Here is a 22,858-nt window from a genome sequence, read left to right on the forward strand (position 1 = left end):
TCCGTTCTGTTTTTGCGCAATAAATGAACCACTAAGAATTAAATATAATTATTTCATATAGATAAATGTTATAGCGCATACTTTTTCGACAACCAGACAGGAAGTTTGAGGTCGTTCACAAAGTTCCCGTAAATACACAAATTTTTACACATTATTTCTTTTTGTAACTCTTTCAGGATATTTGTAGCACTTTCAGGCTAGCGAAACGTTGGTTTGAATGGAAATATGCCTGTCAGACACAGAAAGACACCAAACTCTCATCAATAGTTCCGTAAATTTTTATTGACGAAAACTATTGGCGGCAGTGGCAGGTGTCCATAAAAAACCTAATGAGGGTAATAAATAATGATGAAGCGCAATATCCTGGCAGTGGTTATCCCTGCCCTGCTGGTAGCTGGTGCGGCCAACGCAGCAGAAATCTATAACAAGAACGGCAACAAGCTGGACTTCTACGGTAAAGTTAACGGCGAGCACGATTTCGTTACCACCGGTAACGACGGTAACAACAACAGCAAAGACGGTACCTACGCGCAGATCGGTTTCAAAGGCGAAACTCAGATCAACGACTTGCTGGTGGGTTACGGCCAGTGGGAATACCGTATGATGGCTAACACCCCGGAAGGTGCTCAGGCTAGCAAAAACCGTCTGGCCTTCGCGGGTCTGAAAGCGGGCGATTACGGCAGCATCGACTACGGCCGTAACTACGGTATCGTGTACGACGTTGAGTCCTACACCGATATGGCGCCGTCCTTCTCCGGTATGACCTGGGGCGGTAACTACGTAGACAACTTCATGACCAGCCGCGGCACCGGCATGCTGACCTACCGTAACAGCGATTTCTTCGGTCTGGCTGATGGCCTGCACTTCGGCGTTCAGTATCAGGGCAAAAACGAGCGTACCGACGTTAACACCGCTAACGGCGACGGCTTCGGCTACTCCCTGGGTTACGACTTCGGCGAAGGCTTCGGCGTAATCGGTTCTTACAGCAACGCCAACCGTACCCTGAAACAGGAAGCTGACGGCAAAGGCAGCAAAGCTGAAGCATGGGCACTGGGCGCGAAATACGATGCCAACAACGTATACCTGGCAACCGTTTATGCTGAAACCCGCAACACCACCCGTACTGGTTCTAGCGGCGACGCTGGCTTCGCTAACAAAACTCAGAACTTCGAAGTTGTTGCTCAGTACCAGTTCGACTTCGGCCTGCGTCCGGCAATCTCCTACGTGCAGACCAAAGGTAAAGACCTGTCCCCATCAGGCTCCTTCAAAGGCGGTGATGCTGACCTGTCGAAATTCATCCAGATCGGCGGTACTTACTACTTCAACAAGAACTTCAACGTCTGGGCTGACTACTACATCAACCTGCTGGACAAAAACAGCGCCTATGCAGAGTCTGTTGGCGGCATCAACGGCAACGACGACATGGCTGCAGTCGGTGTGACTTACCAGTTCTAATCAGTACGCCACTTTGTTATATGCTTGAAAAACAGGGCTCCGGCCCTGTTTTTTTATGTCTGCCAGTTAAAAATAGCGACTTTCAAAAAGCCGCTCGCTTTTCGTCGCAAACGGTTGGCTTTTTATGAATCTACCGTTAACCTGAGAGTGGATTTTCCCCTCAGTAATCACAATGGAACCTCGTCATGTTTGAGAACATAACTGCCGCCCCTGCCGACCCAATTCTGGGCCTGGCCGACCTGTTTCGTGCCGATGACCGTCCGACGAAAATTAACCTCGGGATTGGTGTTTACAAAGATGAGACCGGGAAAACCCCGGTACTGACCAGCGTAAAAAAAGCAGAACTCTATTTGCTGGAAAATGAAACCACGAAAAATTATCTCAGCATTGACGGGATCCCGGAATTTGGCCGCTGCACTCAGGAACTGCTGTTCGGTAAAGGCAACGCCATTATCAACGATAAACGTGCCCGCACCGCGCAAACGCCGGGCGGCACCGGCGGCCTGCGCGTCGCCGCCGATTTCCTCGCAAAAAATACCTCCGCGAAGCGCGTGTGGGTCAGCAATCCGAGCTGGCCGAACCACAAAGGCGTGTTTAACTCCGCCGGTCTGGAAGTGTGCGAATACGCTTATTATGACGCTGAGAATCACGCCCTTGATTTCAACGGGCTGCTGGCAAGCCTGAACGAGGCCCAGGCAGGCGACGTGGTGCTGTTCCACGGCTGCTGCCATAACCCAACCGGTATTGACCCAACCTTCGAGCAGTGGCAGCAGCTGGCGGCGATGTCCGTCGAAAAAGGCTGGTTACCGCTGTTTGACTTCGCCTACCAGGGTTTTGCCCGCGGTCTGGAAGAGGATGCGGAAGGCTTGCGCGCGTTTGCGGCGCTGCATAAAGAGCTGCTGGTCGCCAGCTCCTTCTCGAAAAACTTTGGCTTGTACAACGAGCGCGTAGGCGCCTGTACACTGGTTGCCGCCGACGCTGACGCCGCCGATCGCGCGTTCAGCCAGATGAAGTCCGTCATTCGCGCCAACTACTCCAACCCGCCAGCGCATGGGGCATCCGTTGTCGCCACTATTCTGAGCAATGACGCGCTGCGCGCTATCTGGGAACAAGAGCTGACCGACATGCGCCAGCGCATTCAGCGCATGCGTCTGCTGTTCGTCAACACGCTGGCTGAGAAAGGCGCCAGCCGCGATTTCAGCTTCATTACCCGTCAAAATGGGATGTTCTCTTTCAGCGGGCTGACCAAAGAGCAGGTTCTGCGTCTGCGCGAGGAGTTCGGCATTTATGCCGTTGCGTCCGGACGTATTAACGTCGCCGGGATGACGCCTGACAATATGGCACCGCTGTGCGAGGCGATTGTCGCGGTGCTTTAAGTCCACGACCAAAGAAAAAGGCCGCTATCGCGGCCTTTTTTACGTTTACCAGACGGGCATTTCGTCCTGCAGGAACGGGTTGTGCTGGCGCTCATAGCCGAGCGTCGACAGCGGGCCGTGGCCGGGAATAAAGGTCACGTCATCGCCAAGCGGCATCAGCTTTTGCTTAATAGAGGCAATAAGCTCAGCGTGGTTACCGCGCGGGAAATCGCTCCGCCCTACTCCACCTTTGAAAATCACGTCGCCAGAAATCAACAGCCGCGACGCATCATCAAAGAACACGACATGGCCCGGCGTATGCCCCGGACAGTGCAGCACCTGCAGACTCACATTGCCTACGCTCACCGTATCGCCTTCGTTAAGCCAGCGATCCGGCGTCAGCGGCGGGCAGTCCTCAAGGCCGAACATCCGGCTTTGCGCCGGTAGCCCTTGCAGCCAGAACTCATCTTCTTTTTCCGGTCCGATAACCGGCACACCGTAATGCTGCGCCAGTTCCGCTGCTGCTCCCACATGGTCAAGATGGCCATGCGTAAGCAGGATCTGCATCAACGTCACGCCAGCTGCCGCGACTTCCTGTTTGATATGTTCAGCGTCGCCGCCCGGGTCCACCAGCGCGGCGAGTTTGGTTTGCTCACACCAGATAAGCGAACAGTTCTGGGCGAAAGCGGTAACCGGAATAATACGATAGTTCATGATGCTCCTAGGTCGTTACCAGTGCCGGGTTGGACCGGTATCAATGTGCACAAAGTTGCTACTTGGGTAATATCCTACACCACCCGCGCGCATAGATAACGCCGCTTTGCGAACATTGCTTAACGAAATGCCTTCAATATGAAAATCCATCGCCTGGCCCTTAGTGTGGTAGCTGTGTTTCGCCACCCCACGGCTACGCTCGCGCAGCTCGTTGTTGGTATCCAGGGAGCGATAACCGGAAACGAGTTGAACGGGCTTATTGGTGCCAAGCAGTCCCTGGAGACGGTAGAGTTGATCAAAGAGTTTTGGATCGATGGATTTTATTTTATTCGCGCGAAAATCACGGAAAAAATGGTTAAGTTTTGCTAATTCATCCTGAATATAGCCTCTGCCATCGAAGAACTCCGCTTTGATTGACTCACCGGTATGCAGGTTGTTGAGCGTCAAAATACGCGGACGAGGTGTCGAGAGGGTGGCAAATGCTGGCGTCGGCAGGATGGCCGCTGCGCCGAACGCAACACCACCCAACGCCAGCAGTTTGCGGCGATTAGCGTCAAATTTGTCCATGATAATCAGGTCTACAAGTAAATGATCGTAATTTATGCACTTCTGGCGCACGAAGGGCACCTTAACCGTCATCGCAGCCGACGTCAAGGTGGCCCAACCCCAGTAAATACAGGCCCTGCAGACGAACTGGCCCGTTTTTACCCACTCATACGACACCTGAATTATCTGAACTGCTTCATTTACCTGATTAATTGCTCTGCTTTTGGCAGGATTTGTGCGCCAGATCGCGCCATGAGATCGTAATTGTAAATATCTGTACGATACTGGGTACGCCCGTCAGGACCAACAAACGCGGTCAGGTAGTAGAGGTTCACCGGGATGTTCTGACGAATATTGACATAGCGGGTATCCCCCTGCTTCAGCGCATCCGAAATCCGCGTATCGTTCCAGCCAGCGTCCTGCAGCAGCATACTTGCCAGCTCCGGCGCCTTATTGACGCGGACGCAGCCCGAGCTCAGCGCGCGGGTATCTTTCTGGAACAGGTTGTGGTTCGGCGTATCGTGCAGGTAAATCGCCTCAGAGCTCGGCATATTGAATTTGTAGCGTCCCAGCGAGTTCTTCGCGCCCGGCGCCTGCTGGAAACGGAACGGCAGGTTCGACGGCGTGATGGTTGACCAGTCGACGTGATACGGGTTAATGGTCTCTTTGCTGTTCCAGCCGCGCAAAACCGTATAGCCGTGGCGTTCCAGGTATCCCGGGTCATTCCACACTTTCGGCAGAATGTCTTTACGCGCAAGCGTTGGCGGCACGTTCCACGGCGGATTCACCACCACGTTGTTCAGGGCGCTGCTCATCATCGGCGTTTTACGATCCGGACGGCCGACTATCACCCGCGAGGCCAGCACCTGGCTGCCGTTCTGGTAATACACCAGCGAATAGGCCGGGATATTGACCATGATGCCGGTAGACAGTTTCCCCGGCAGCAGACGCAGGCGCTGAATGTTGAGCGCCAGCACGCCCGCGCGCTGCGCCGAACTGACGTTAAGCGCGTCGCGCGTCGACTGCCCAATCACGCCGTCCGCCCCCAGTCCTTGCGAAGCCTGAAAGCGTTTTACCGCCTCAACCAGCTGGCGATCGTAAACTGCGGGCGCGCTGCTCGCGGCTTTAACCTTTTTCACCGGCGCCGCCGACGGGCTGACCGCGCCGCTGTCGCCCGGCAGTGCGATATTCGGCGTATTATCCAGCATCCCGGTTCGCTGCAAAATTTCGCGCAGGGCCGGAACATCTTTACTCCACTGCCCCGGATTCAGCTTCCCGGAGGACGCCATCTGCGGCCACGGACGCGAATCGGTCACCAGCGCCAGCAGCGCCTGATGCATCGCGGCATACTGCGGATGCTGCGGCGCAAGCCCGGCGATAAACCGCGGCAGCGACCCGTTATCCAGCGCCAGCTGCCACTGGTTGATGACCGACAGCGGCGGCGTCGACATGCCATAAGGCTTGTCGCTATACAGCCAGCGGTTTCCCTGCAGGGCGATATTGCTGATAAAGTGCAGGTAACCCAGCATGGCATCAGACAGGACGATGTCGCGCGCCATACCGCTGACGTTCGGATCGGTAAGCAGTTCAACCCAGCGGGTAAACTGCGGCTGAAACCCGGCGATAGCCACTTCCGCCAGCTGCTGCTGGAACGCCTGGACGGCATCGCGGTTGTCCCACATCGGCTTCATATCGCGGGCGGCATAGAGCGCCACCAGCGGATTAATAAACGCCGGAGTGAAACCTTTTGGCAAAAGAGAGAGGATTTCCGTACGGCTTTTCGCGACGACATCGGCAGGCATGGCTTTCTCTCCCGCCATCATCGCGACCGTTGGGGATTGCCCTTCCGTTTGCGCCAGCGCCTGCGAAGGATCGCCAAGCGTTGCGGAGCCGTCCGTTGGCACCAGCTCAGGCTCATCGGCCTGAGCGCTAAACAGCGGAGCAAATGCGAGCGTCAGGCATAAACTCAGCGCTGACAATCGACGACCATAACTATTCTTCAGCAACATCCCTTGCCCCCTGTTAATCGTTACTGCCCACACCCACCGGGGCTTGCTCTCAGTATATAAAGACAAAAATACTTTTGCCTGACCAAATGTAAAGAAGTTTAAAGATAATACAACGCAGCGGCAGAGGGAATAACAAAAAAGGCGACATCGCTGTCGCCCTTTTTGCCCCACGCCTCGTCAGGAGGCGTCTGCCGTACCGGGCAGCGTTTCCGGTAGCTGCGCGGCAAAACCGCGCAGACCCACCACATGCACATGTTCGTGGTTCTGGAACACTTTACGCACCAGCTTGTAGGTCGTGCCTTTTTCCGGACTGATATTTTCCGGCGCCGCGATAATCAGCTGCATCTCCAGACGCTCGCACAGCTCGAACAACGTGGCGATAGAGCGGGCGTCAAGACGCGCCGCTTCGTCAAGGAACAGCAGTCGGCATGGCGAAATATCCTTGCCGCGCAGGCGACGCGCTTCGTCCTCCCAGCTCTGCACCACCATCACCAGGATAGACATACCGGTACCGATAGCCTCCCCGGTGGACAGCGCGCCGGACTCCGCACGCAGCCAGCCATCGGAGCCGCGGTTAACCTCAACCTCCATCTCCAGATAGTTGCGGTAATCCAGCAGCTCCTCGCCGATGGTTTGCGGCGTGCGCTGCCCCATATCAATCTGCGGGTTCAGGCGCTGGTACAGCTTCGCCAGCGCTTCCGAGAAGGTCAGGCGATTGCTGTTAAACAGATCCTGATGCTGCTCGTGCTGCTCTGAAAGCACCTCAAGCAGCGTCGCATGGGTTTCGCGGACGTTCACGTTCAGACGCACGCTGTTAACCTGCCCGAAGGAGACGCTCTGCAGCCCCTGGTTGAGCATCCGGATACGGTTCTGTTCGCGCTGAATGGTCTTGCGAATGATGTTCGCCACGCTGCGCGAGCTGATGGCCAGCTTCTGTTCGCGCGCCGTCAGCTCTTCCGTCAGGCGGCTCAGTTCAATCTCCATCTGTTCGATGGCTTCCACCGGATCGTCGGTGCGGATGATATCCTGGCGGATACGCTCGCGCAGATGCTGGTATACGGCCACGAAGAACTGAATCTTGCGCTCCGGACGCTTGGGATCTTCCGACATACGCAGCACATCGCGCAGATGTTCGTTATCGGACACCGCCAGACGCAGCGCGCCCAGCGCCTTATCCGACATTGAACGGAGCTCGTCGGCGGAAAGGTAGGCCAGCTCGCGACGGTGCAGGCGGCGCTCAACGCCGTTATCTTTCACCATCCGCATGACTGCGCACCAGCCTGCTTTCGCGCTCACCACCTGTTCACGCATTTCCAGATAGCTGCGCTCCAGCTGACGCAGCTTACGCGTCAGTCCGTCCATTTCGGCTTCGCAGAAGGTCAGCGCTTTTTCCAGCTGATTGCGGCGGGCGCGATTATTGGAGAGCTGAGCATGCAGCTCATCGCGACGCGAACGCGCCCGCTCTTCCGCCCCGCTGTCGGCGCGTACGCCGATGTCCTGCAGTTCGCGCTGCAGGTCGGTCAGCAGCTCTTTCTTGGTATCGAACGAACTCTTAAGCGATGCCAGCACCTGGCTGTACTGGCTCAGCTGCGCGGCGTGGTTACGCATCGCTTCGCGCGCGCGCGCGCGCTCCGCTTCGGCCTGTTCAAGGCGCTGGCGCAGCTTTTCGTTCAGATCGCTGTTGCCGCTCAGCATTTCCGCTGAGTCGCTGTAGCCAAAGTGAGCGCGACGCTGCACCACTTCGGTCAGTGCGAACGCCTGCTGGCGGGCATCGCGCTGAACCTGCTGGGAATACGCGTAATCTTCTTTCAGCTGTTCAAACTGCTCCGGATCGCTTTGCAGGACGCTGGCAATCGGCTCCAGCTTCGCCAGCTGGTTGCCGTGCTGCTGCACAAAGCGCGCGGCCTCCTGCGCCTCGTCCAGACGCTCGCGAATCTCATCGACCCGATCGGCCAGCGTGTCGTCGGCCAGCAGATTAAGGCGCGGCAGCAGGCGGTTAAGCTGAGCCACGCCCTCTTTCGCCTGATCGAACTGCATCCGGCTCTGCTGGTTATCGCTCTCATGCGTGCTGATGGCACGCTCCAGCTCGCCGCGGCGGCTGTTCAGCTTGCGGATTTCCGCTTCCGGGTCGGCATCAAACGCAACGGCCAGATGGCTGCCGATAAAGCGGCTGAACGCCTGGTGCAAACGCTGGGTTTTCTGTACGTCGAAGGACAGCGTGGCGAAACGTTCAGACAGCGTTTCACGCTCCGCATGCAGGCCCTCGATGCGGTTTTCCCGCGCCGCGCGGCCGAACAGCGGTACCGCCGGGAAGCGCGAATAGCGCCACTGGCGATCGGCGACTTTCACCACCACCGCTTTTTCCAGCTCGTCGACGCTAAAGACGCTGTCGTCAAACGACTGCGGGTCCCCTTCGATGAGGTACAGGTCTTCCGGGCAGTCTTCCAGCCCTTCCAGCTGCTCGGCGATAAGCGACAGGTCCGGCACCACGATCGCGTGGCGCGACGGGCCGTACAGCGCCGAGAAGTACGGCGCATCTTCAAGGCTGACGTCGTCGTAGATTTCCGACAGCAGCACGCCGCCAAAACGCTCCGCCAGCGCGTTAAGACGCGGGTCTTCAGAGCCGCCCGGCTGGCTTAAACGCTCAATTTCATCGTCGACGGCGCGCTTACGCGCCCCGACTTCATCACGCTCAACAATCGCTTCACGCTCGCGCTCCAGCAGCTGCTGCAGGTATTCCGTCACGTCCTGACCGGATTCGAACTGCTCGCCGCACTGCTCGGAAAGCTGCGTCAGGCTGCTTTGCGCCTGCAGCCAGACGGGCGCGCGCTGCTGCAGCACCTGAATACGGCTCTGCAGCTGCTCCAGCTCCTGGCGCAGCGCCATGCGTTTTTCGCTGGCGGAAGACACGGTATCGGACAAGGAGGCGATACGCGCTTCCAGCTCCTGATGCAGCGTCTCCAGCTCGTCAATATCGTACTGCTTGCCCTGACGCTTGCAGAATTCAGCCAGCAGACGCTCGGCGTCCTGCTGTTCACGCAGACGCTGCTCCAGCTCGTTCAGACGGCCGCGCAGCGACGGCGCCTGCTCCGCCAGATGGCGCGCCTTCATGCCTTCGCGCAGCAGGTCGCGGGCCACGTCCCAGGCCTCATCGCGCGCAACCGGGCCGTTAATCGCCGCCACCAGCTGGTAGGCCTGCTCAAACTGGCTGTGGGCCGTTTGCGCCACGCTCATTTTCTGGTCGAGAGACAGCAGCTTTTCGGTCGCTTCCTGTTCTTTAGCCTGGAACGTTTCCAGCCATTCGTCGGCGCTTTCCGGCGTCAGGTCCGGCAGATGGCACAGCGCCTTCGCGCGCTCCAGCGCCTGCAGCGCCTGGGTGTACTGGATAGCGCGGGTTTGCTGCACGTCCAGCGCCTGCTGGTAGTCCGCAAGCTGGCTTTTCAGCTCATCCACTTCCAGCTCGGCGGCTTCCGCCCGGGCTTCGTTTGTTTCCTGAAGATCGGCGGCTTCCGCCACCACTTCATTCTGTTCTTCCAGGCGAATCTGCAGCTCGTCGAGATCGGCCTCATAGCGCTCGATCTTTTCCTGCTGGCGCAGCGCGGTTTGCACCAGGTTCAGGTGATCGCTGGCGGCCTGGTAATCGGCCTCCAGATCCCCTTCCGCCCCGTTATGCTCCTGCAGCTCGCGCGCCATATCGACGTGCTTATACTGCTCGGCCGCCAGCTTCTGGCGCGAGGTCAGCAGCTCGCGGCGGAACTCCAGCGCCTTGTCGAGGTGGATCCGCCGCTCGTTGGCATGGCGCATATAGTCCGCCGCCACATAGTCGGTGGCCTCGGAAATCAGGTGCTTAAACAGATCGCGGTCGGACTGCGTGACGCGAATCGCTTCCAGCGTCATGCGGTTTTCGCGCAGCGCCGCTTCCATATCCTGGAATGCCTTACGCACGCCGCTGTTTTCCGGCAGCAGGTAGTCGCGCAGCGAACGGGTGATGGCGCTGGAAATACCGCCGTAGAGCGAGGCTTCAATCAGACGGTAATATTTACTACGGTCGGAAGCCGAGCGCAGACGGCGAGCAACAACCCCTAAATCGAACATCAGCGAGTGATAATCGGTAATGGAGTTGAACATCTTGAACTGCACGCCTTCCATGGTATCGAGCTTGTCTTTCAGCTCCTGGAGGGTCAGTACGCGCGCCTGGCGATCGCTGAGCGTTTCGGTGACCAACTGCGTTGGCTGCACCGACATTGGCAGCCCCTGAATCGCAAACGGCTTGATATCAACCTTGCGATCGCGCCCCGCGACCTGCTGCAGGCGCACGCCGACCAGCACGCGCTGGTGGCGAGAGTTCACCACATCGAGCATTGAATAACAGACGCCCGCCTTCAGCTTACCGTGCAGGCCCTTATCGCGGGAGCCGCTGGTGGCGCCCGCCTCGGTGGTGTTACGAAAGTGCAGCAGCGTCAAATCCGGGATCAGCGCCGTAACAAACGCCGCCATGGTGGTGGATTTCCCGGCGCCGTTGCCGCCCGAGAGCGTAGTCACCAGCTCGTCAAGGTCAAAGGTGCGGGCAAAAAAACCGTTCCAGTTAATCAGGGTTAGCGAACGAAACTTTCCGCGTTCAATCATTACTCTTCCTCCCCGCTATCCGGCTGGTTGTCTTCATTCTCGTCATTGAGCTGCAGGTGGTTTTCAATGGCCATCGCCTCGCCGTCGCGGATCATACGCAGCTGTGCTTCGCGCGGGTCATCGCCTGAGCGCACATCGGCGCCGAAACGAAACACCGACTCCGTGATGCGGAATTTGCTGCTGTCGTGTCCCATAAACCACACCATTCCCAGACGGCGCAGGCGGTTCAGCGACGAGCGCACCTTCTCCTGCAGCTTCTGCCTGTCGAGGTCGGACCCCGTCGAACGGTTATTCACCAGCTTCAGCAGCTTGGCCTCATCCGCCAGCGTCAGCAGCTCGTCATACAGCTCCTGCTGCGTGAAGATGCCTTCATTGGCCAGGCGCTCCGGGCTGAGGTAGAGATAGCAGAGGATCTTGCCAACCATCATATCCAGCTCAGACAGCACCGAGCGCGGGATAAGCGTGGTGGAGCGCGGGCGCAAATAGAAGAACCCTTCCGGCGCGCGAATCAGCTCTACGTTATAGCGCGCGTAAAACTCTTCCAGATACTCCTGGAAATCCATCAAAAAGGCGTGATTATCCAGCTCGTCGAGGCCGATGTGACGGCCTGAGCGCAGCGCGCTGTCCAGCGCCGGAAATAACGGGTTGGCCAGGGCCTGCGCCAGCTTAACTGGCATCACGTGTTCAATATTTGTCGATGACATGTGCCTGTACCTTGGCTCCGTAATCATTAATCGGCTGCCACTTCGGCGGCAGTCCGGTGAAGTCTGCTTGCGCAACGCCCAGTCGTACCGCCTGGTCCACCACAATACGCGCCACGTCGAAGTGGCGGGCTCGCGGATACTGCGCCAGATATTCACGCACCACCAGACCCAGATCCAGCGGCAGCGATTTATCTTTATAAACGGCGAGCTGCTGCTCAATCAGCGCCGCAAGCTGCTCGCGAATTTCGTTAAACTCTTCGTATTCCAGGTCCGGCGGCAGCTCGCCGGTCACTTCTTCATCACGCAGCGTCATCTCTTCGTCGCGCATATCCAGAAGACGATCGGCATTGGCGTGGATCAGCGCCCACGGCGCATCAAAGTAGTTTTGCACCGACTGGCGCAGGCGCTGGGCGAAGACGCGGTTTTTATCCATATCGATAGCGGTACGAATAAACTTATGCACATGGCGGTCATAGCCGATCCATAGATCGATAGCCTGCTGGCCCCAGCTGACGATACGGTCAAGCTTGCTTTGCAGGTCAAACACCAGCCTGTCGACAAAATGCAGATCGTCGTGCGTCAGCGTGGCGTCCTGAATCCGCAGCAGGTTGGCCTGCAGCTTATCGCCCGCCGCCTCGAGGGTGTCCTGCAGCTCGCGCAGCGTGCCCGAGGTTTCGGAAAGCAGCAGTTCGCAGCTGGAAATCGCCGCCCGCCAGTCTTTGTTCAACAGCTGGGCGATATCGTCCTTCACCTGCTGCTGCTGTTCGTCCATCAGGCGCTGGGTAAGATCGATACTGTCAAAAATTTCCGCGACGGAATACTTCAGCGGCGCATACACGTTGCGATGCCAGTGAAACTCATCCCCCTCCTCTTCGGCCGCATCGGCGGCGCGTTTGAGCTCCCCTGCCACAATGGAGAGCTGCATTGAGAGGCGCAGCGTCGAAAATTCGCGCTGGCGGATGTAATAATCCGTGATGCCGATGCCCAGCGGCGTCAGGCGGTAGATGGCATTGCCTTCCGTCAGCTCACTGGTAAAGCGGTTCAGCAGACGTTGACGCACCATGTCGTTGATCGCGTTATTGGCGCGTACGCTAATGGTTTCGCTGGTTTGCTCAAACGCATCACTGACGTGGCGAAACGCGTCCACCAGTTCGCCTTCGGTGAGTTCCCCTTCAAGCCGTTCGCCGTTCAGCGTTGCGACGGCCAACAGGAACGAGAGCCTGTCCACCGGCAGCGCGATAGAAAAATCATTTTTTCTGGCCCAGGCAACCAGTTCGGGGACTGTCTGGGAAAAATCACTCATCGTTTATCCTTGTATCTACCTGCGGCTTTAGCGCTGTGACATGAATATACCGCCCAAGGCTGACCCAGGGTTCCTGGCGGCAATAACGCGTTTCTAATGCCAGCAGATCGTCATACTTCTCTCGCTGCTGGTGCTTCTCACGCAGGTAATCATGAAACACCCGTACGCCGGTCTTGCCGGTTATCCGCCAGCCCATCTCTTCCAGCCAGCGATAAACCCGCTGCGGATCGCGGGGATAATCCGGCGACAGCGTGCGTTTTTTCTTTTTCGGCATGCCTGCCTGTACGTACTCGAGGTTCCCGGCCACCATATTGTGCATCAGCAGACCGTTAGCATTGTAGAACATTAATGATAACGCGCCGCCCGGGCGTAGCGCCGACCACAGGGTGCGCAATACCGCCTGCGGCTCCGCCACCCACTCCAGCACCGCATGAAACAATATCAGATCAACCGGGCTTTCCAAATGCTGTGCAATATCCTGAGCCGCGCATTGTACAAAATGCATGTTGCGGCTCACACCTTTATCCCGCGCCGCCTGTTCGGCCTGGGCTATCATCGCCGCGGAAAGATCGCACAGCGTCACGTGGTGCCCGCGCTCCGCCATCTGAATGGCGGTCTGCCCGGCGCCGCCGCCGGCATCCAGAATACGCAACGGCCGGGAGCCAAACGTCGCCAGCAGCGCATCGAGATCCTGCCACAGGATAGCCTGACGCAGCTGGCCTTTGGTGGTGCCATAGATATTGCGTGTAAACTTTTCCGCAATGTCATCAAAATTGCGATCCTGCATGACCGACTCCACCCGCCCGTGACAAAACGTCTATTTTGTCACACCCACAGCGAGAGGGAAGCTATCTGGTGTAATATCGCTGCATATCCCCGGTCAGATGGTCAAAAAAGGAACCAGTCAGGATGCTTTTTACGCTGAAAAAGGTTGTCGGCGGCATGCTGTTGCCGCTGCCGTTGCTGCTATTGCTGATGGCGTTGGGATTGGGACTGCTCTGGTTCAGCCGTTTTCAGCGCGCAGGTAAGATTTGTCTGAGTTTTAGCTGGCTGTTTCTCCTGCTGCTCAGCCTGCAGCCGGTGGCTGACGCGCTGCTGAAACCCATCGAAAGCCGCTACCCGACATGGCGCGGCGCGACGCCGGTACGCTACGTTGTGGTGCTGGGCGGCGGCTATACCTGGAACCCGGCGTGGGCGCCAAGCTCTAACCTTATCAACAACAGCCTGCCGCGCCTGACGGAAGGCGTTCGTCTGTGGCAGGCCAACCCCGGCGCCCGACTTATCTTTACCGGCGCGGCGGCGCGCACTAACCCGGTCAGTACCGCAGAAGCTGGCGCCAGAGTCGCGGAAAGTCTCGGCGTTCCGCGCAGCGCCATCATCGTACTGGAGACGCCGAAGGATACCGAAGAGGAGGCTGCCGCCGTAAAGGCGACGGTCGGCGATGCGCCGTTCTTGCTGGTGACCTCCGCCTCACACCTGCCGCGGGCGATGATCTTCTTTCGCCATGCCGGGCTTAACCCGCTGCCGGCGCCCGCGAACCAGCTGGCGATTGAATCACCGCTAAACCCATGGGAGCGGATGATCCCGTCGCCGGTGTGGCTGATGCACAGCGACCGGGTCGGGTACGAAACCCTGGGTCGCCTGTGGCAATGGTTAAAAGGCGCGTCAGGCGAGCCAGGGCAGGAGTGATTTTGCCGCCAGCGAAAAGTTGGCGCGGTTGAAACGCCCGGTATTGACCAACTGGGCGACTTCATCCCACAGCAGATAGAGCCAGCGCCGCCAGAGGAAAGACTCCGCCACCGGCGCGCGCTGGAGGTAGTGCCACAGCAGATCCTCCGCAAGACCGCTGTCCGCCAGGCGAAACAGCTCGTACTCGCGGGGCGCCCACAGCATGACGCCCGGCCCCACCATCGCCAGCAGCTGGTCGCTGCGGGAGTCTTTGAGCATACTGCGCAAGGTGAAGTTGCCGTGTACCAGCACGCAGTTATCGTTAAAACCGTCAAACAGCGCGGGCAGACACTCGCGAGTGCGGAACAGGATGCGTTTATCCTGCATGGTCAGTCCGGTGTTGTGGTACATGTTCAGCGTCCCCCACAGCACCTCGACCCGCTGGCGATACCACATCGGCCAAAGGTTTTCCTGCGTGCTGTCGACGGTGCCGACGCAGCCCCGGCTGTCCTGGCGGTGCCAGGCGAGCAGCCCTTCGACGATTTGATCTTTAAGCTGATCCCAGCGCTCGGGCGTGCGGGCGGGCGCTTCGACGGAGACCCCGCGCAGGCGCTCGATCAGCAAAACATCCGGCCCCGGGTGCTCTTCATGGGTCATCACCCCATAAACCACCGGCATTCGCACGGTGCCGCTACGGGCCAGCATTGATATTTTCCATGCCAGCTGCTGCGCAACCCCCGACGTTGAGAAGCTGCGTGCCAGTAGCGGCATAGGGTTTCCCTGTGCATCATACAGCGACCACAGCGCTGAATCGGCTTTTTCGCTGACGCACTCCACACGGCTGAGACGCTCACCCAACAGGTGGCTCAGTTCCGCTCGCAGTTGTTCCATATCGGTTACCCCTATGAAGACTACTGTTTTTATAATGAGCGTCGCAGGCTGAGATGTCACCCGGGTAAGATCAAAAAAAACGAGGAAAAACGAGGCGCTAGATTTGCCCCTTCACGGAAGGGGCAGGAAAATCAACGAAGTTCGGCGCGCACGCGGGCCAGGTCTTCAGGCGTATCGACGCCGGTGCCAGGAACCTGTCGGGCGACGGCGACATGGATTTTTTCGCCATACCACAGCACGCGCAGCTGTTCGAGCATTTCAATCTGCTCAAGCGGGCTCGGCGCCCATCCGACGTACCGGCGAATGAACCCCGCGCGGTAGCCGTAAATGCCAATATGACGCAGCAGCGTATCGCCGATAGCCTCGCGGCTTTGCGCAAAACGATCGCGATCCCACGGAATGGTGGCCCGCGAAAAATAGAGCGCGTAGCCCTGCGCGTCCATCACCACCTTCACGGCGTTCGGGTTAAAGGCTTCTTCGGCATCATGAATCGGCACCGCGAGGGTCGCCATACCGGATTTGCTCGCCGCCAGATTTTCCGCCACCTGGCGGATAATCACCGGAGGGATCATCGGCTCGTCGCCCTGCACGTTGACGATCAGGGTGTCGTCGCTAAAGCCGCATTTCTCGACAACCTCTGCCAGACGCTCAGTACCGGACTGATGATCGGCGCGGGTCATGCAGACCTCACCGCCTACGGCCTCAACGGCGCGGGCGACATCGTCGTGATCCGTCGCCACGATGATCCGCGCCGCGCCGGATTCCCGCGCGCGCTCGAGGACGTGGACGATCATCGGTTTACCGTTGATGTCCTGCAGCGGTTTGCCCGGCAGGCGCGTGGAGGCGTAGCGGGCGGGGATAATGACGACAAAGCTCATGGATGGCTCTCTTCTACGCTCATAGGACGGGCTTCGGTTTCCAGCAGCACGGGAATGCCTTCGCGCAGGGGAAATGCCAGAGCGTCGAGTTTGCAGATAAGTTCTTGCTTATCCTGGCTGTAATACAGCTTGCCGTTGCACACGGGACAGGCAATGATTTCAAGTAAGCGGTGATCCATAGTTCCTCCAGATGGACCGAAAAAGTATCGGTGAAGCATACCACAGCGGCAGCTTATGCGGCCGCAATTTCCCACCCCGTACGCTGACGGGCAAAGATCGTGGCGGGCAGCTGGCGGATTTCCACGCGCTGCGCCCCCTGCCAGAGGGCAAAATCATCGATGGCCTGCTTAAGTCCCTGCTCCAGCGCGCCGCTGACGCGCACGCCTTCCTGCAGATAGAGGGCGAAAACCTCCAGCACGCCGGTTTTACGGTGGATTTTGCTGTCCATGCGGCCGACCAGTTTTCCCTGATGCAGCAGCGGCAGGACAAAATAGCCGTACTGGCGTTTTGGCGCCGGCGTGTAGCACTCCAGCCGGTAGCTGAAATCAAACAGCTGTTCGGCGCGTTTGCGATCCCATACCACCGGGTCGAACGGCGAGAGCACCGCGCTATGGGTAGCCCGCAGTTTCCCCGCCAGCGCCTCGTCGAGCGGCTGCGAGAGAGAAGCGTGCACCCACATCTCCCCCAGCCCTTCGACCTCCACCGGGATGACCTGTCCTTCGGTCTGCCAGCGCGCCAGCAGCGCCGGGATCGCGGGCCTGCGCAGACGATAGTAGTCGGCCAGCCACTGCGCGCGAAACAGCCCCAGGCTGCGGGCGCTGTTTTGCAGCATGACGTCTTCGGCGTCCTGCTGGCTTAACATGTCCCGCTCGTCGTCCCAGTGGGGCATGACCCGGGAGGTCAGATCGTAGATACGCTGAAAGTTATGTCGCCCGGTCACCATCACCTGCCCGGCGGTAAACAGCCCTTCCAGATGGCGTTTATGCGGTTTCCACTCCCACCATCCGCTTGCGCCTTTGCGGGGATGCTCAAAATCCGTGGAGCGCACCGGTCCGTTTTTTTCAATCAGCGCCAGCAGTTCTGCTATCTCTTGCGCATGCTCCTCCATCCACGATTCACGGTATTTCCAGCCCATGTTTTCAGGCGCGAGCATGCGGTGACGCACCAAGGGAAAATCGCTCCTGGGCAGGAAGCAGGCCTCATGCGCCCAATACTCCATCAGCTCGCCGCGCTTTAGCGACGCATCCAGCCAGTCCTGAGGATAAGCGCCCAGGCGGCTGAACAGCACCAGGTAAGGGCTGCGGGCCACCACATTGATGGTATCTATCTGGAGCAGAGACATGCGCTCGATAGTGCGCAGAATATCGTCAGGCTGTGGGCGGCGACGGGGCTTTTTTAATAGCCCTTGCGCGTGGAGGTGTAGATGGCGTGCGGCAGTGAGCGACAGTTTCCGTGCGGACATGTGGGTTCCCCATCATTGCGCGGCCGCCCGAAACCGAAGCTACCGCCGCGCCAGAGTGACAAGTTGCTGAATAAGCTGCTGCGCGCCGTCGTCGGCAAAAGAGGCGTCAACCGGCAGATACCACCAGCACGCCTCGGCAAACGCCCGGCACTTCACGGCATCTTTTTCGGTCATGATAAGCGTCTGCCCCGGCTGCGTCAGCGCGCGAACGTCGGCCGCCGTTAGCGACTGATGATCGGCAAGCGCGACGCTTTTTTGCAGCACGACGCCGCTGCTTTCCAGTGTGGCAAAGAAACGCGGAGGATGACCAATCCCGGCCATCGCAACGACGTTCGTTAACGCGGCGACATCACGCTTCTCGCCGGTCTTAAGATTCACCGCCAGACCGGGTTTAAGCTGCATCGCCAGCTCGCCTTTACCCGGCACTCCGCCGTTGACAATAACCGCATCCACGGTACGCAGCCGGGAAGCGCGCTCCCGCATCGGCCCGGCAGGAAGCCACCAGCCGTTGCCAAAACGACGCACGCCGTCGATCACTACGATCTCTTTATCGCGCGCCAGCCGGTAGTGCTGTAGTCCGTCGTCGGTGATGATAATGTGCAGATCGTGCGCCGCGAGCAGCGCCTGCACCGCTTCGCTGCGCGCCGGAGAAACCGCAACCGGGGCGCCGGTACGCTGGTAAATCAGCACCGGCTCATCACCAGCTTCAGAGGTAGAGGTGTGCGCGTCAAGCACCAGCGGGTAGCGCCCTGCTTTACCGCCGTAGCCCCGGGAGACGACGCCTGCGCGAATGCCGTGCTGCTGAAGCTGCTCTACCAGCCAGATGACCACGGGCGTTTTCCCGTTGCCGCCGGCGGTCAGGTTGCCGACCACCACAACCGGAACCGGTGAACGCCAGGCTTTTTTCAGCCCCAGCCGGTAGCTGAGGCGAATCAGCGCGCTTATCAGGCCATAAAGCAAAGATAGCGGCCAGAGCAGCAGCCAGAGCCGCGATTCACCGGACCAGATGCGGGAGATCATTGGCCGAATTGCATCTTATGCAGCTGCGCATAAACGCCGCGGTGCGCCAGCAAATCCTCGTGGCTGCCGCGTTCGACGATGCAACCATCCTCAACGACCACAATTTCGTCGGCCTTCTCGATGGTGGAGAGACGGTGAGCGATAACCAGCGAGGTGCGGTTTTTCTGCAGCTCGTCCAGCGCCGCCTGAATAGCGCGCTCGGATTCGGTATCCAGCGCCGACGTCGCTTCATCCAGAATCAGGATCGGACTGTTACGCAGCAGCGCGCGGGCAATGGCTATACGCTGACGCTGGCCGCCGGAGAGCAGTACGCCATTCTCGCCGATGACGGTATCCAGGCCATTATCCATCTTGTTGATAAAGTCCATGGCGTAGGCCATCTTCGCCGCTTTTTCGATATCCTCGCGGCTGTACTCATCGGTTCGCGCGTAAGCGATATTGTTGGCGACGGTATCGTTAAACAGGTGTACGTTCTGCGACACCAGCGCCACCTGATCGCGCAGCGACGTCAGCTTGTATTCACGCAGATCGTGTCCGTCGAGCAGAATGGAGCCTTCATTGATATCGTAGAAACGGGTAATCAGGCTTGCCATGGTGGATTTGCCCGAGCCGGAACGACCCACCAGCGCCACCGTCTTGCCCTCAGGAATATGCAGGTTGATATCGCGCAGCGCCGGCACTTCACGGCCTGGATAGGTAAAGGTCACATGGCGGAACTCAACGTCGCCTTTCGCGCGTTCAACCACGCGCGTGCCTTCATCTTTTTCCTGCTCGCTATCAAGAATCGCAAACAGCGTCTGGCACGCCGCCATACCGCGCTGGAACTGGGCGTTCACGTTAGTCAGCGATTTCAGCGGACGCATCAGCGCAATCATCGAGGAGAAAACCACGGTAATGGTACCGGCGGTCAGGGTCTCCATGACGCTTGGGAAGCTCGCGGCATACAGTACAAACGCCAGCGCCAGCGAGGCAATGAGCTGAATCACCGGATCGGAAATTGAGGACGCGGACACCATCTTCATGCCCTGCAGGCGCATTTTATTGCTGACCTTTTCGAAGCGGTGGGTTTCTACCTCCTGGCCGCCGAACATCAGTACTTCTTTATGCCCCTTGAGCATCTGCTCCGCGCTGGTGGTGACCTGTCCCATGGTGTTTTGCATGTTCTTACTGATATTACGAAAACGCTTCGATACCAGACGAATAGCAATCGACACAATCGGCGCCAGCACGATAAGAATGATAGAGAGCTGCCAGCTGTACCAGAACATCATCGCGAACAGGCCGATGATGGACGCGCCTTCGCGCACCACCGTAATCAGCGCGCTGGACGAGGATGAGGCAACCTGCTCAGAGTCATAGGTAATGCGTGACAGCAGCGTCCCGGTCGACTGCTTGTCGAAAAAGGAAACCGGCATGCCCATCATGTGGCCGAATAAGCGGCGACGCATGGTCATGACGACCTTGCCGGACACCCAGGAAATGCAATAGCTGGAGATATAGCTGGTAACACCGCGCAGGATCATCAGCCCTATGACCACCAGCGGCATCCACAACAGCACTGAGCGATCCGTTTTACCAAAACCATCATCCAGTAATGGTTTAAGCAGCGATAGCATGAAGGTATCGCTGGCTGCGTTAAGAATTAACGCCACAGCCGCCACGATCAACCCCGCTTTAAAAGGCGCAATCAAAGGCCAAAGTCTGCGGAAGGTCTGCCACGTGGTGAGATCTTTGTCGTTCTGCATTCAAAAAACCAGCTCATGTTGAAATAGCCGCATATTCTACCCGTTATCATGAGCATCGCCAAACCACTGATGATACCAACGGCGGAAATATTGATCGCGTAAGCTATGGATTTGCCAACTCTCTGTATCAAAAGTGAGCGTAATTTGCCCCTGATGCGGCGTATCCTGCCAGCGGTAGCCCTGCCGCTGATAGCGTTTTATCACCTTTGGGGCCGGAAAATGCCAGGCGTTGTAGCGCGCCGCGGAAGCCAGCGCCAGCGTGCCATTCACGCGCTGTAGCAGCGTGACGCCAGACGAGGTCAGGCTGCCGTGATGGGGAACCTGGATTACTGTAGATGCCACATGTCGCCAGTAATGGCTTATCAGCATTTTTTCCGCGGCTAATTCAATGTCTCCGGTGAGCAAAATACTGAAACGGCCGTCGTCAACTCTGACGACGCAGGAGAGATTGTTGCCGCGTTCCTGTCCTTCCGGCAGCGGCCAGAGCGCCTGAAAGCGCAGCCCCTGCCAGTGCCAGCGTTCCCCTCGCTGACACGGCAGATGCCCTTTCCAGCCGAGCGGGCTGCGAACCCACGCCTTCGGCCACGTTCGCGCCAGCGTATTCAGACCGCCGCGATGGTCGAGATGCTCATGGCTGATGATAATCCCGTCGGGAACCAGATGGTGCCAGCGCAGCCAGGGGACGATCAGCTGCTGAGCACTGTCGCCGCCAGGCCAGGCAAGCCCGGTATCGTAAAGGATGGCCCTGCCGTTTCGCTCGATAACCATCGCCAGCCCCTGTCCGACGTCCAGCATGGTAACGCGCCACGGGTGGCCCACGGTAAACCGCCAGAACGGAAAAGTCAGCAGTATGCACAGCGTCCCCCACAGCGCCGGCGCGGTCGCCCAGGCATGAAAGCGCCAGACGGCGATCAGCAGCCACGGCAGCAGCGTCAGCCAGAGACCGCGCGCATCAACGTTGAGCCAGCCCGCCGGAAGGTGGTGCAACAGCCAGAAAAGCCCCGCCATCAGCGCATCGGTAATTTGCCAGACGCCGAACTCAACTATGGCGGGTCCGGTGAGGTGCAGCAGCATACCGGTTAAGATCAGCGGAACAATCAGCAGCGTCACCAGCGGTACCGCGAACAGATTTGCCGCCACCGACACCGTGCTGACGCCGTGAAAAAGCAAAACCTGCAGCGGCAGCAGCAAAAACATCAGCCCAACCTGCAGATGCAGAAGATTCAGTAGCCACCCGCCCCGCGTCCAGCGCGGCGCCGGTACCCACTGATACCAGAAGATAAGCGCCGCAACGGCAAAACACGACAGCCACAGGCTTTGCGACAGCACCGCCAGCGGGTCCATCGCCAGGATAGCGGCCATGCCGCACAGCCAGACCTCCCACGATGACCATCGACGCCCCTGCAGGCGCAGCGCATTCCAGACGCCAATGCCGACAACCGTCCGCAGCGCCGGCGGCTGAAGCCCGGTTAAGGCGGCATACAGAAATGCCCCGAGAAACCCGGCAACCAGCGGTAGCCGCCAGTTTATCCAGCGCCCCGGCAGCAGGCGCTGTGCTCCCCGAACCAGCAGCGACCCGAGCAGCGCGCCTAACGCAATATGCAGGCCGGAAATCGCCATCAGATGCATGGTTCCCGTTTGCTGCATGATGGCGTTGACCTCAGGCGGGAGCGACAGGCGCTCCCCCATTCCCAGAGCGATGATGACCTGGCGCCAGGAAAATGGCGCCAGCGTCTGCTGCAGCGATGCCAGGTAGTGCGCCCGCCAGGAGCAGGAGGCGTTGAGCGGCGTGGCGGCCAGGATGGCGCCGCTGAGTATACTGTGCCGGGAAAACGCGTAGCGCTGTGAATCAAACGCGCCGTCATTTAATTGCCCATGCACCGCCCGGGCGCGAACCGTCATTCTCCAGCGCTGGCCCGCGCATGCCGACGGCGTCAGAGGCCCGCCGTACAGGGTGATACCAGGCGCCGGAAACAACCGTTTCCCGCGGTGGCGAACAATCTCCGCCTGATGGACGGTTTGTCCGTCCGTGCTGCGGATAACAACATCCACCGTTTGCGCTTTTCCCGTTAGCCGCGACACCGGCCATAGCACCTGCTGAGCCGACAAAACGGCCCAGCAAAAGCACAGCAGCGTCACCCCCGTATAGCGCAGAACGGGCTTCGGGTAAAAGGCCAGCAGGCAGGCGAGCAGGATAAATCCGCCGGTGAGAGTGACGCCGGGAAGTATGGGCAAAACGATAAGCGGTGAAATACCGCCGATAACGCAGACGGCAAGCGATGGTAAACGCATGACACTCCCTCCTCCATGGGCAAGTGTCCGGCGTCAGCAGGATAATGTCTGGTGCGTTTTCAACAGGTTGCGGCGCTGCGCGAAAGAAATAAAACCCCATTACAGAAAGTTGCAGTGCCTGCGCAGCGGTGGTTCCAATACACCGTAAGCTGCCGGCAGAAATGAAAAAAGCACCCGCAGGTGCTTTTTT

General features: G+C 58.7%; 17 protein-coding genes. 3 read left to right on the forward strand and 14 right to left on the reverse strand.

The genetic code is table 11. The features are described from left to right. Positions 1–345: 345 nt before the first annotated feature. Positions 346–1,455: a porin gene (locus ENTCL_RS14195; RefSeq protein ID WP_013366837.1), complete on the forward strand. Its 1,110-nt coding sequence runs from the start codon at positions 346–348 to the stop codon at positions 1,453–1,455. A 185-nt stretch (positions 1,456–1,640) separates the two neighbouring features. Further along, on the forward strand, positions 1,641–2,831 hold the full coding sequence (locus ENTCL_RS14200) for an amino acid aminotransferase (protein WP_013366838.1): 1,191 nt from the start codon (positions 1,641–1,643) through the stop codon (positions 2,829–2,831). A gap of 45 nt (positions 2,832–2,876) precedes the next feature. Here ENTCL_RS14200 and ENTCL_RS14205 read toward each other — a convergent pair whose 3' ends face one another. From ENTCL_RS14205 to cmoM, 7 genes are all read right to left on the reverse strand, one after another. Beyond that, positions 2,877–3,524, reverse strand: a complete 648-nt coding sequence (locus ENTCL_RS14205; RefSeq protein WP_013366839.1) for an MBL fold metallo-hydrolase — start codon at positions 3,522–3,524, stop codon at positions 2,877–2,879. A gap of 15 nt (positions 3,525–3,539) precedes the next feature. After that, positions 3,540–4,091, reverse strand: a complete 552-nt coding sequence (gene mepK, locus ENTCL_RS14210) for a peptidoglycan L,D-endopeptidase MepK (RefSeq protein WP_044612148.1) — start codon at positions 4,089–4,091, stop codon at positions 3,540–3,542. A gap of 179 nt (positions 4,092–4,270) precedes the next feature. Continuing rightward, entirely contained in the window at positions 4,271–6,079 is a 1,809-nt protein-coding gene (gene ldtD, locus ENTCL_RS14215; protein WP_013366841.1) for a L,D-transpeptidase, read from the reverse strand. A gap of 177 nt (positions 6,080–6,256) precedes the next feature. Then, a complete protein-coding gene (gene mukB, locus ENTCL_RS14220; protein WP_013366842.1) occupies positions 6,257–10,705 on the reverse strand; it encodes a chromosome partition protein MukB in 4,449 nt (1,482 codons plus the stop codon). Further along, on the reverse strand, positions 10,705–11,409 hold the full coding sequence (gene mukE / locus ENTCL_RS14225; RefSeq protein WP_013366843.1) for a chromosome partition protein MukE: 705 nt from the start codon (positions 11,407–11,409) through the stop codon (positions 10,705–10,707). The genes mukB and mukE overlap by 1 nt, the downstream gene beginning before the upstream one ends. Further along, a complete protein-coding gene (gene mukF, locus ENTCL_RS14230; RefSeq protein WP_013366844.1) occupies positions 11,390–12,712 on the reverse strand; it encodes a chromosome partition protein MukF in 1,323 nt (440 codons plus the stop codon). The genes mukE and mukF overlap by 20 nt, the downstream gene beginning before the upstream one ends. Next, entirely contained in the window at positions 12,705–13,499 is a 795-nt protein-coding gene (gene cmoM / locus ENTCL_RS14235; protein ID WP_013366845.1) for a tRNA uridine 5-oxyacetic acid(34) methyltransferase CmoM, read from the reverse strand. Before cmoM ends, mukF begins: the two co-directional genes overlap by 8 nt. Before the next feature lie 122 nt (positions 13,500–13,621). Here cmoM and elyC point away from each other — a divergent pair, with 122 nt between their 5' ends. Then, positions 13,622–14,401 (forward strand): envelope biogenesis factor ElyC, encoded by a 780-nt coding sequence (elyC, locus tag ENTCL_RS14240; protein WP_013366846.1) that lies wholly within the window; start codon positions 13,622–13,624, stop codon positions 14,399–14,401. On the opposite strand, the gene ENTCL_RS14245 is transcribed toward elyC, so the two are convergent. From ENTCL_RS14245 to ENTCL_RS14275, 7 genes are all read right to left on the reverse strand, one after another. Beyond that, complete coding sequence (locus ENTCL_RS14245; protein WP_013366847.1) at positions 14,378–15,271, reverse strand: YcbJ family phosphotransferase; 894 nt, start codon at positions 15,269–15,271, stop codon at positions 14,378–14,380. The two genes, elyC and ENTCL_RS14245, sit on opposite strands and share 24 nt — an antisense overlap. A 131-nt stretch (positions 15,272–15,402) precedes the next feature. Next, complete coding sequence (kdsB, locus tag ENTCL_RS14250) at positions 15,403–16,149, reverse strand: 3-deoxy-manno-octulosonate cytidylyltransferase (RefSeq protein WP_013366848.1); 747 nt, start codon at positions 16,147–16,149, stop codon at positions 15,403–15,405. Beyond that, complete coding sequence (locus ENTCL_RS14255; protein ID WP_013366849.1) at positions 16,146–16,328, reverse strand: Trm112 family protein; 183 nt, start codon at positions 16,326–16,328, stop codon at positions 16,146–16,148. Before ENTCL_RS14255 ends, kdsB begins: the two co-directional genes overlap by 4 nt. 53 nt (positions 16,329–16,381) lie before the next feature. Further along, complete coding sequence (locus tag ENTCL_RS14260; RefSeq protein ID WP_013366850.1) at positions 16,382–17,611, reverse strand: winged helix-turn-helix domain-containing protein; 1,230 nt, start codon at positions 17,609–17,611, stop codon at positions 16,382–16,384. A gap of 39 nt (positions 17,612–17,650) precedes the next feature. Next, on the reverse strand, positions 17,651–18,631 hold the full coding sequence (lpxK, locus tag ENTCL_RS14265; RefSeq protein WP_013366851.1) for a tetraacyldisaccharide 4'-kinase: 981 nt from the start codon (positions 18,629–18,631) through the stop codon (positions 17,651–17,653). Beyond that, a complete protein-coding gene (msbA, locus tag ENTCL_RS14270) occupies positions 18,628–20,376 on the reverse strand; it encodes a lipid A ABC transporter ATP-binding protein/permease MsbA (RefSeq protein ID WP_013366852.1) in 1,749 nt (582 codons plus the stop codon). The genes lpxK and msbA overlap by 4 nt, the downstream gene beginning before the upstream one ends. A gap of 36 nt (positions 20,377–20,412) precedes the next feature. Continuing rightward, positions 20,413–22,668 (reverse strand): ComEC family protein, encoded by a 2,256-nt coding sequence (locus tag ENTCL_RS14275; protein WP_013366853.1) that lies wholly within the window; start codon positions 22,666–22,668, stop codon positions 20,413–20,415. Between the last annotated feature and the right edge of the window lie 190 nt (positions 22,669–22,858).

Source organism: [Enterobacter] lignolyticus SCF1 (assembly GCF_000164865.1).
Taxonomy (GTDB): Bacteria; Pseudomonadota; Gammaproteobacteria; order Enterobacterales; family Enterobacteriaceae; genus Enterobacter_B; species Enterobacter_B lignolyticus.

Bases quoted from the DNA above. Each gene is read 5' to 3' on its own strand.
- ENTCL_RS14195 (WP_013366837.1), top strand. From the start codon at position 346: ATGATGAAGCGCAATATCCTGGCAGTGGTTATCCCTGCCCTGCTGGTA.
- ENTCL_RS14200 (WP_013366838.1), top strand. From the start codon at position 1,641: ATGTTTGAGAACATAACTGCCGCCCCTGCCGACCCAATTCTGGGCCTG.
- ENTCL_RS14205 (WP_013366839.1), bottom strand. From the start codon at position 3,524: ATGAACTATCGTATTATTCCGGTTACCGCTTTCGCCCAGAACTGTTCG.
- mepK (WP_044612148.1), bottom strand. From the start codon at position 4,091: ATGGACAAATTTGACGCTAATCGCCGCAAACTGCTGGCGTTGGGTGGT.
- ldtD (WP_013366841.1), bottom strand. From the start codon at position 6,079: ATGTTGCTGAAGAATAGTTATGGTCGTCGATTGTCAGCGCTGAGTTTA.
- mukB (WP_013366842.1), bottom strand. From the start codon at position 10,705: ATGATTGAACGCGGAAAGTTTCGTTCGCTAACCCTGATTAACTGGAAC.
- mukE (WP_013366843.1), bottom strand. From the start codon at position 11,409: ATGTCATCGACAAATATTGAACACGTGATGCCAGTTAAGCTGGCGCAG.
- mukF (WP_013366844.1), bottom strand. From the start codon at position 12,712: ATGAGTGATTTTTCCCAGACAGTCCCCGAACTGGTTGCCTGGGCCAGA.
- cmoM (WP_013366845.1), bottom strand. From the start codon at position 13,499: ATGCAGGATCGCAATTTTGATGACATTGCGGAAAAGTTTACACGCAAT.
- elyC (WP_013366846.1), top strand. From the start codon at position 13,622: ATGCTTTTTACGCTGAAAAAGGTTGTCGGCGGCATGCTGTTGCCGCTG.
- ENTCL_RS14245 (WP_013366847.1), bottom strand. From the start codon at position 15,271: ATGGAACAACTGCGAGCGGAACTGAGCCACCTGTTGGGTGAGCGTCTC.
- kdsB (WP_013366848.1), bottom strand. From the start codon at position 16,149: ATGAGCTTTGTCGTCATTATCCCCGCCCGCTACGCCTCCACGCGCCTG.
- ENTCL_RS14255 (WP_013366849.1), bottom strand. From the start codon at position 16,328: ATGGATCACCGCTTACTTGAAATCATTGCCTGTCCCGTGTGCAACGGC.
- ENTCL_RS14260 (WP_013366850.1), bottom strand. From the start codon at position 17,611: ATGTCCGCACGGAAACTGTCGCTCACTGCCGCACGCCATCTACACCTC.
- lpxK (WP_013366851.1), bottom strand. From the start codon at position 18,631: ATGATCTCCCGCATCTGGTCCGGTGAATCGCGGCTCTGGCTGCTGCTC.
- msbA (WP_013366852.1), bottom strand. From the start codon at position 20,376: ATGCAGAACGACAAAGATCTCACCACGTGGCAGACCTTCCGCAGACTT.
- ENTCL_RS14275 (WP_013366853.1), bottom strand. From the start codon at position 22,668: ATGCGTTTACCATCGCTTGCCGTCTGCGTTATCGGCGGTATTTCACCG.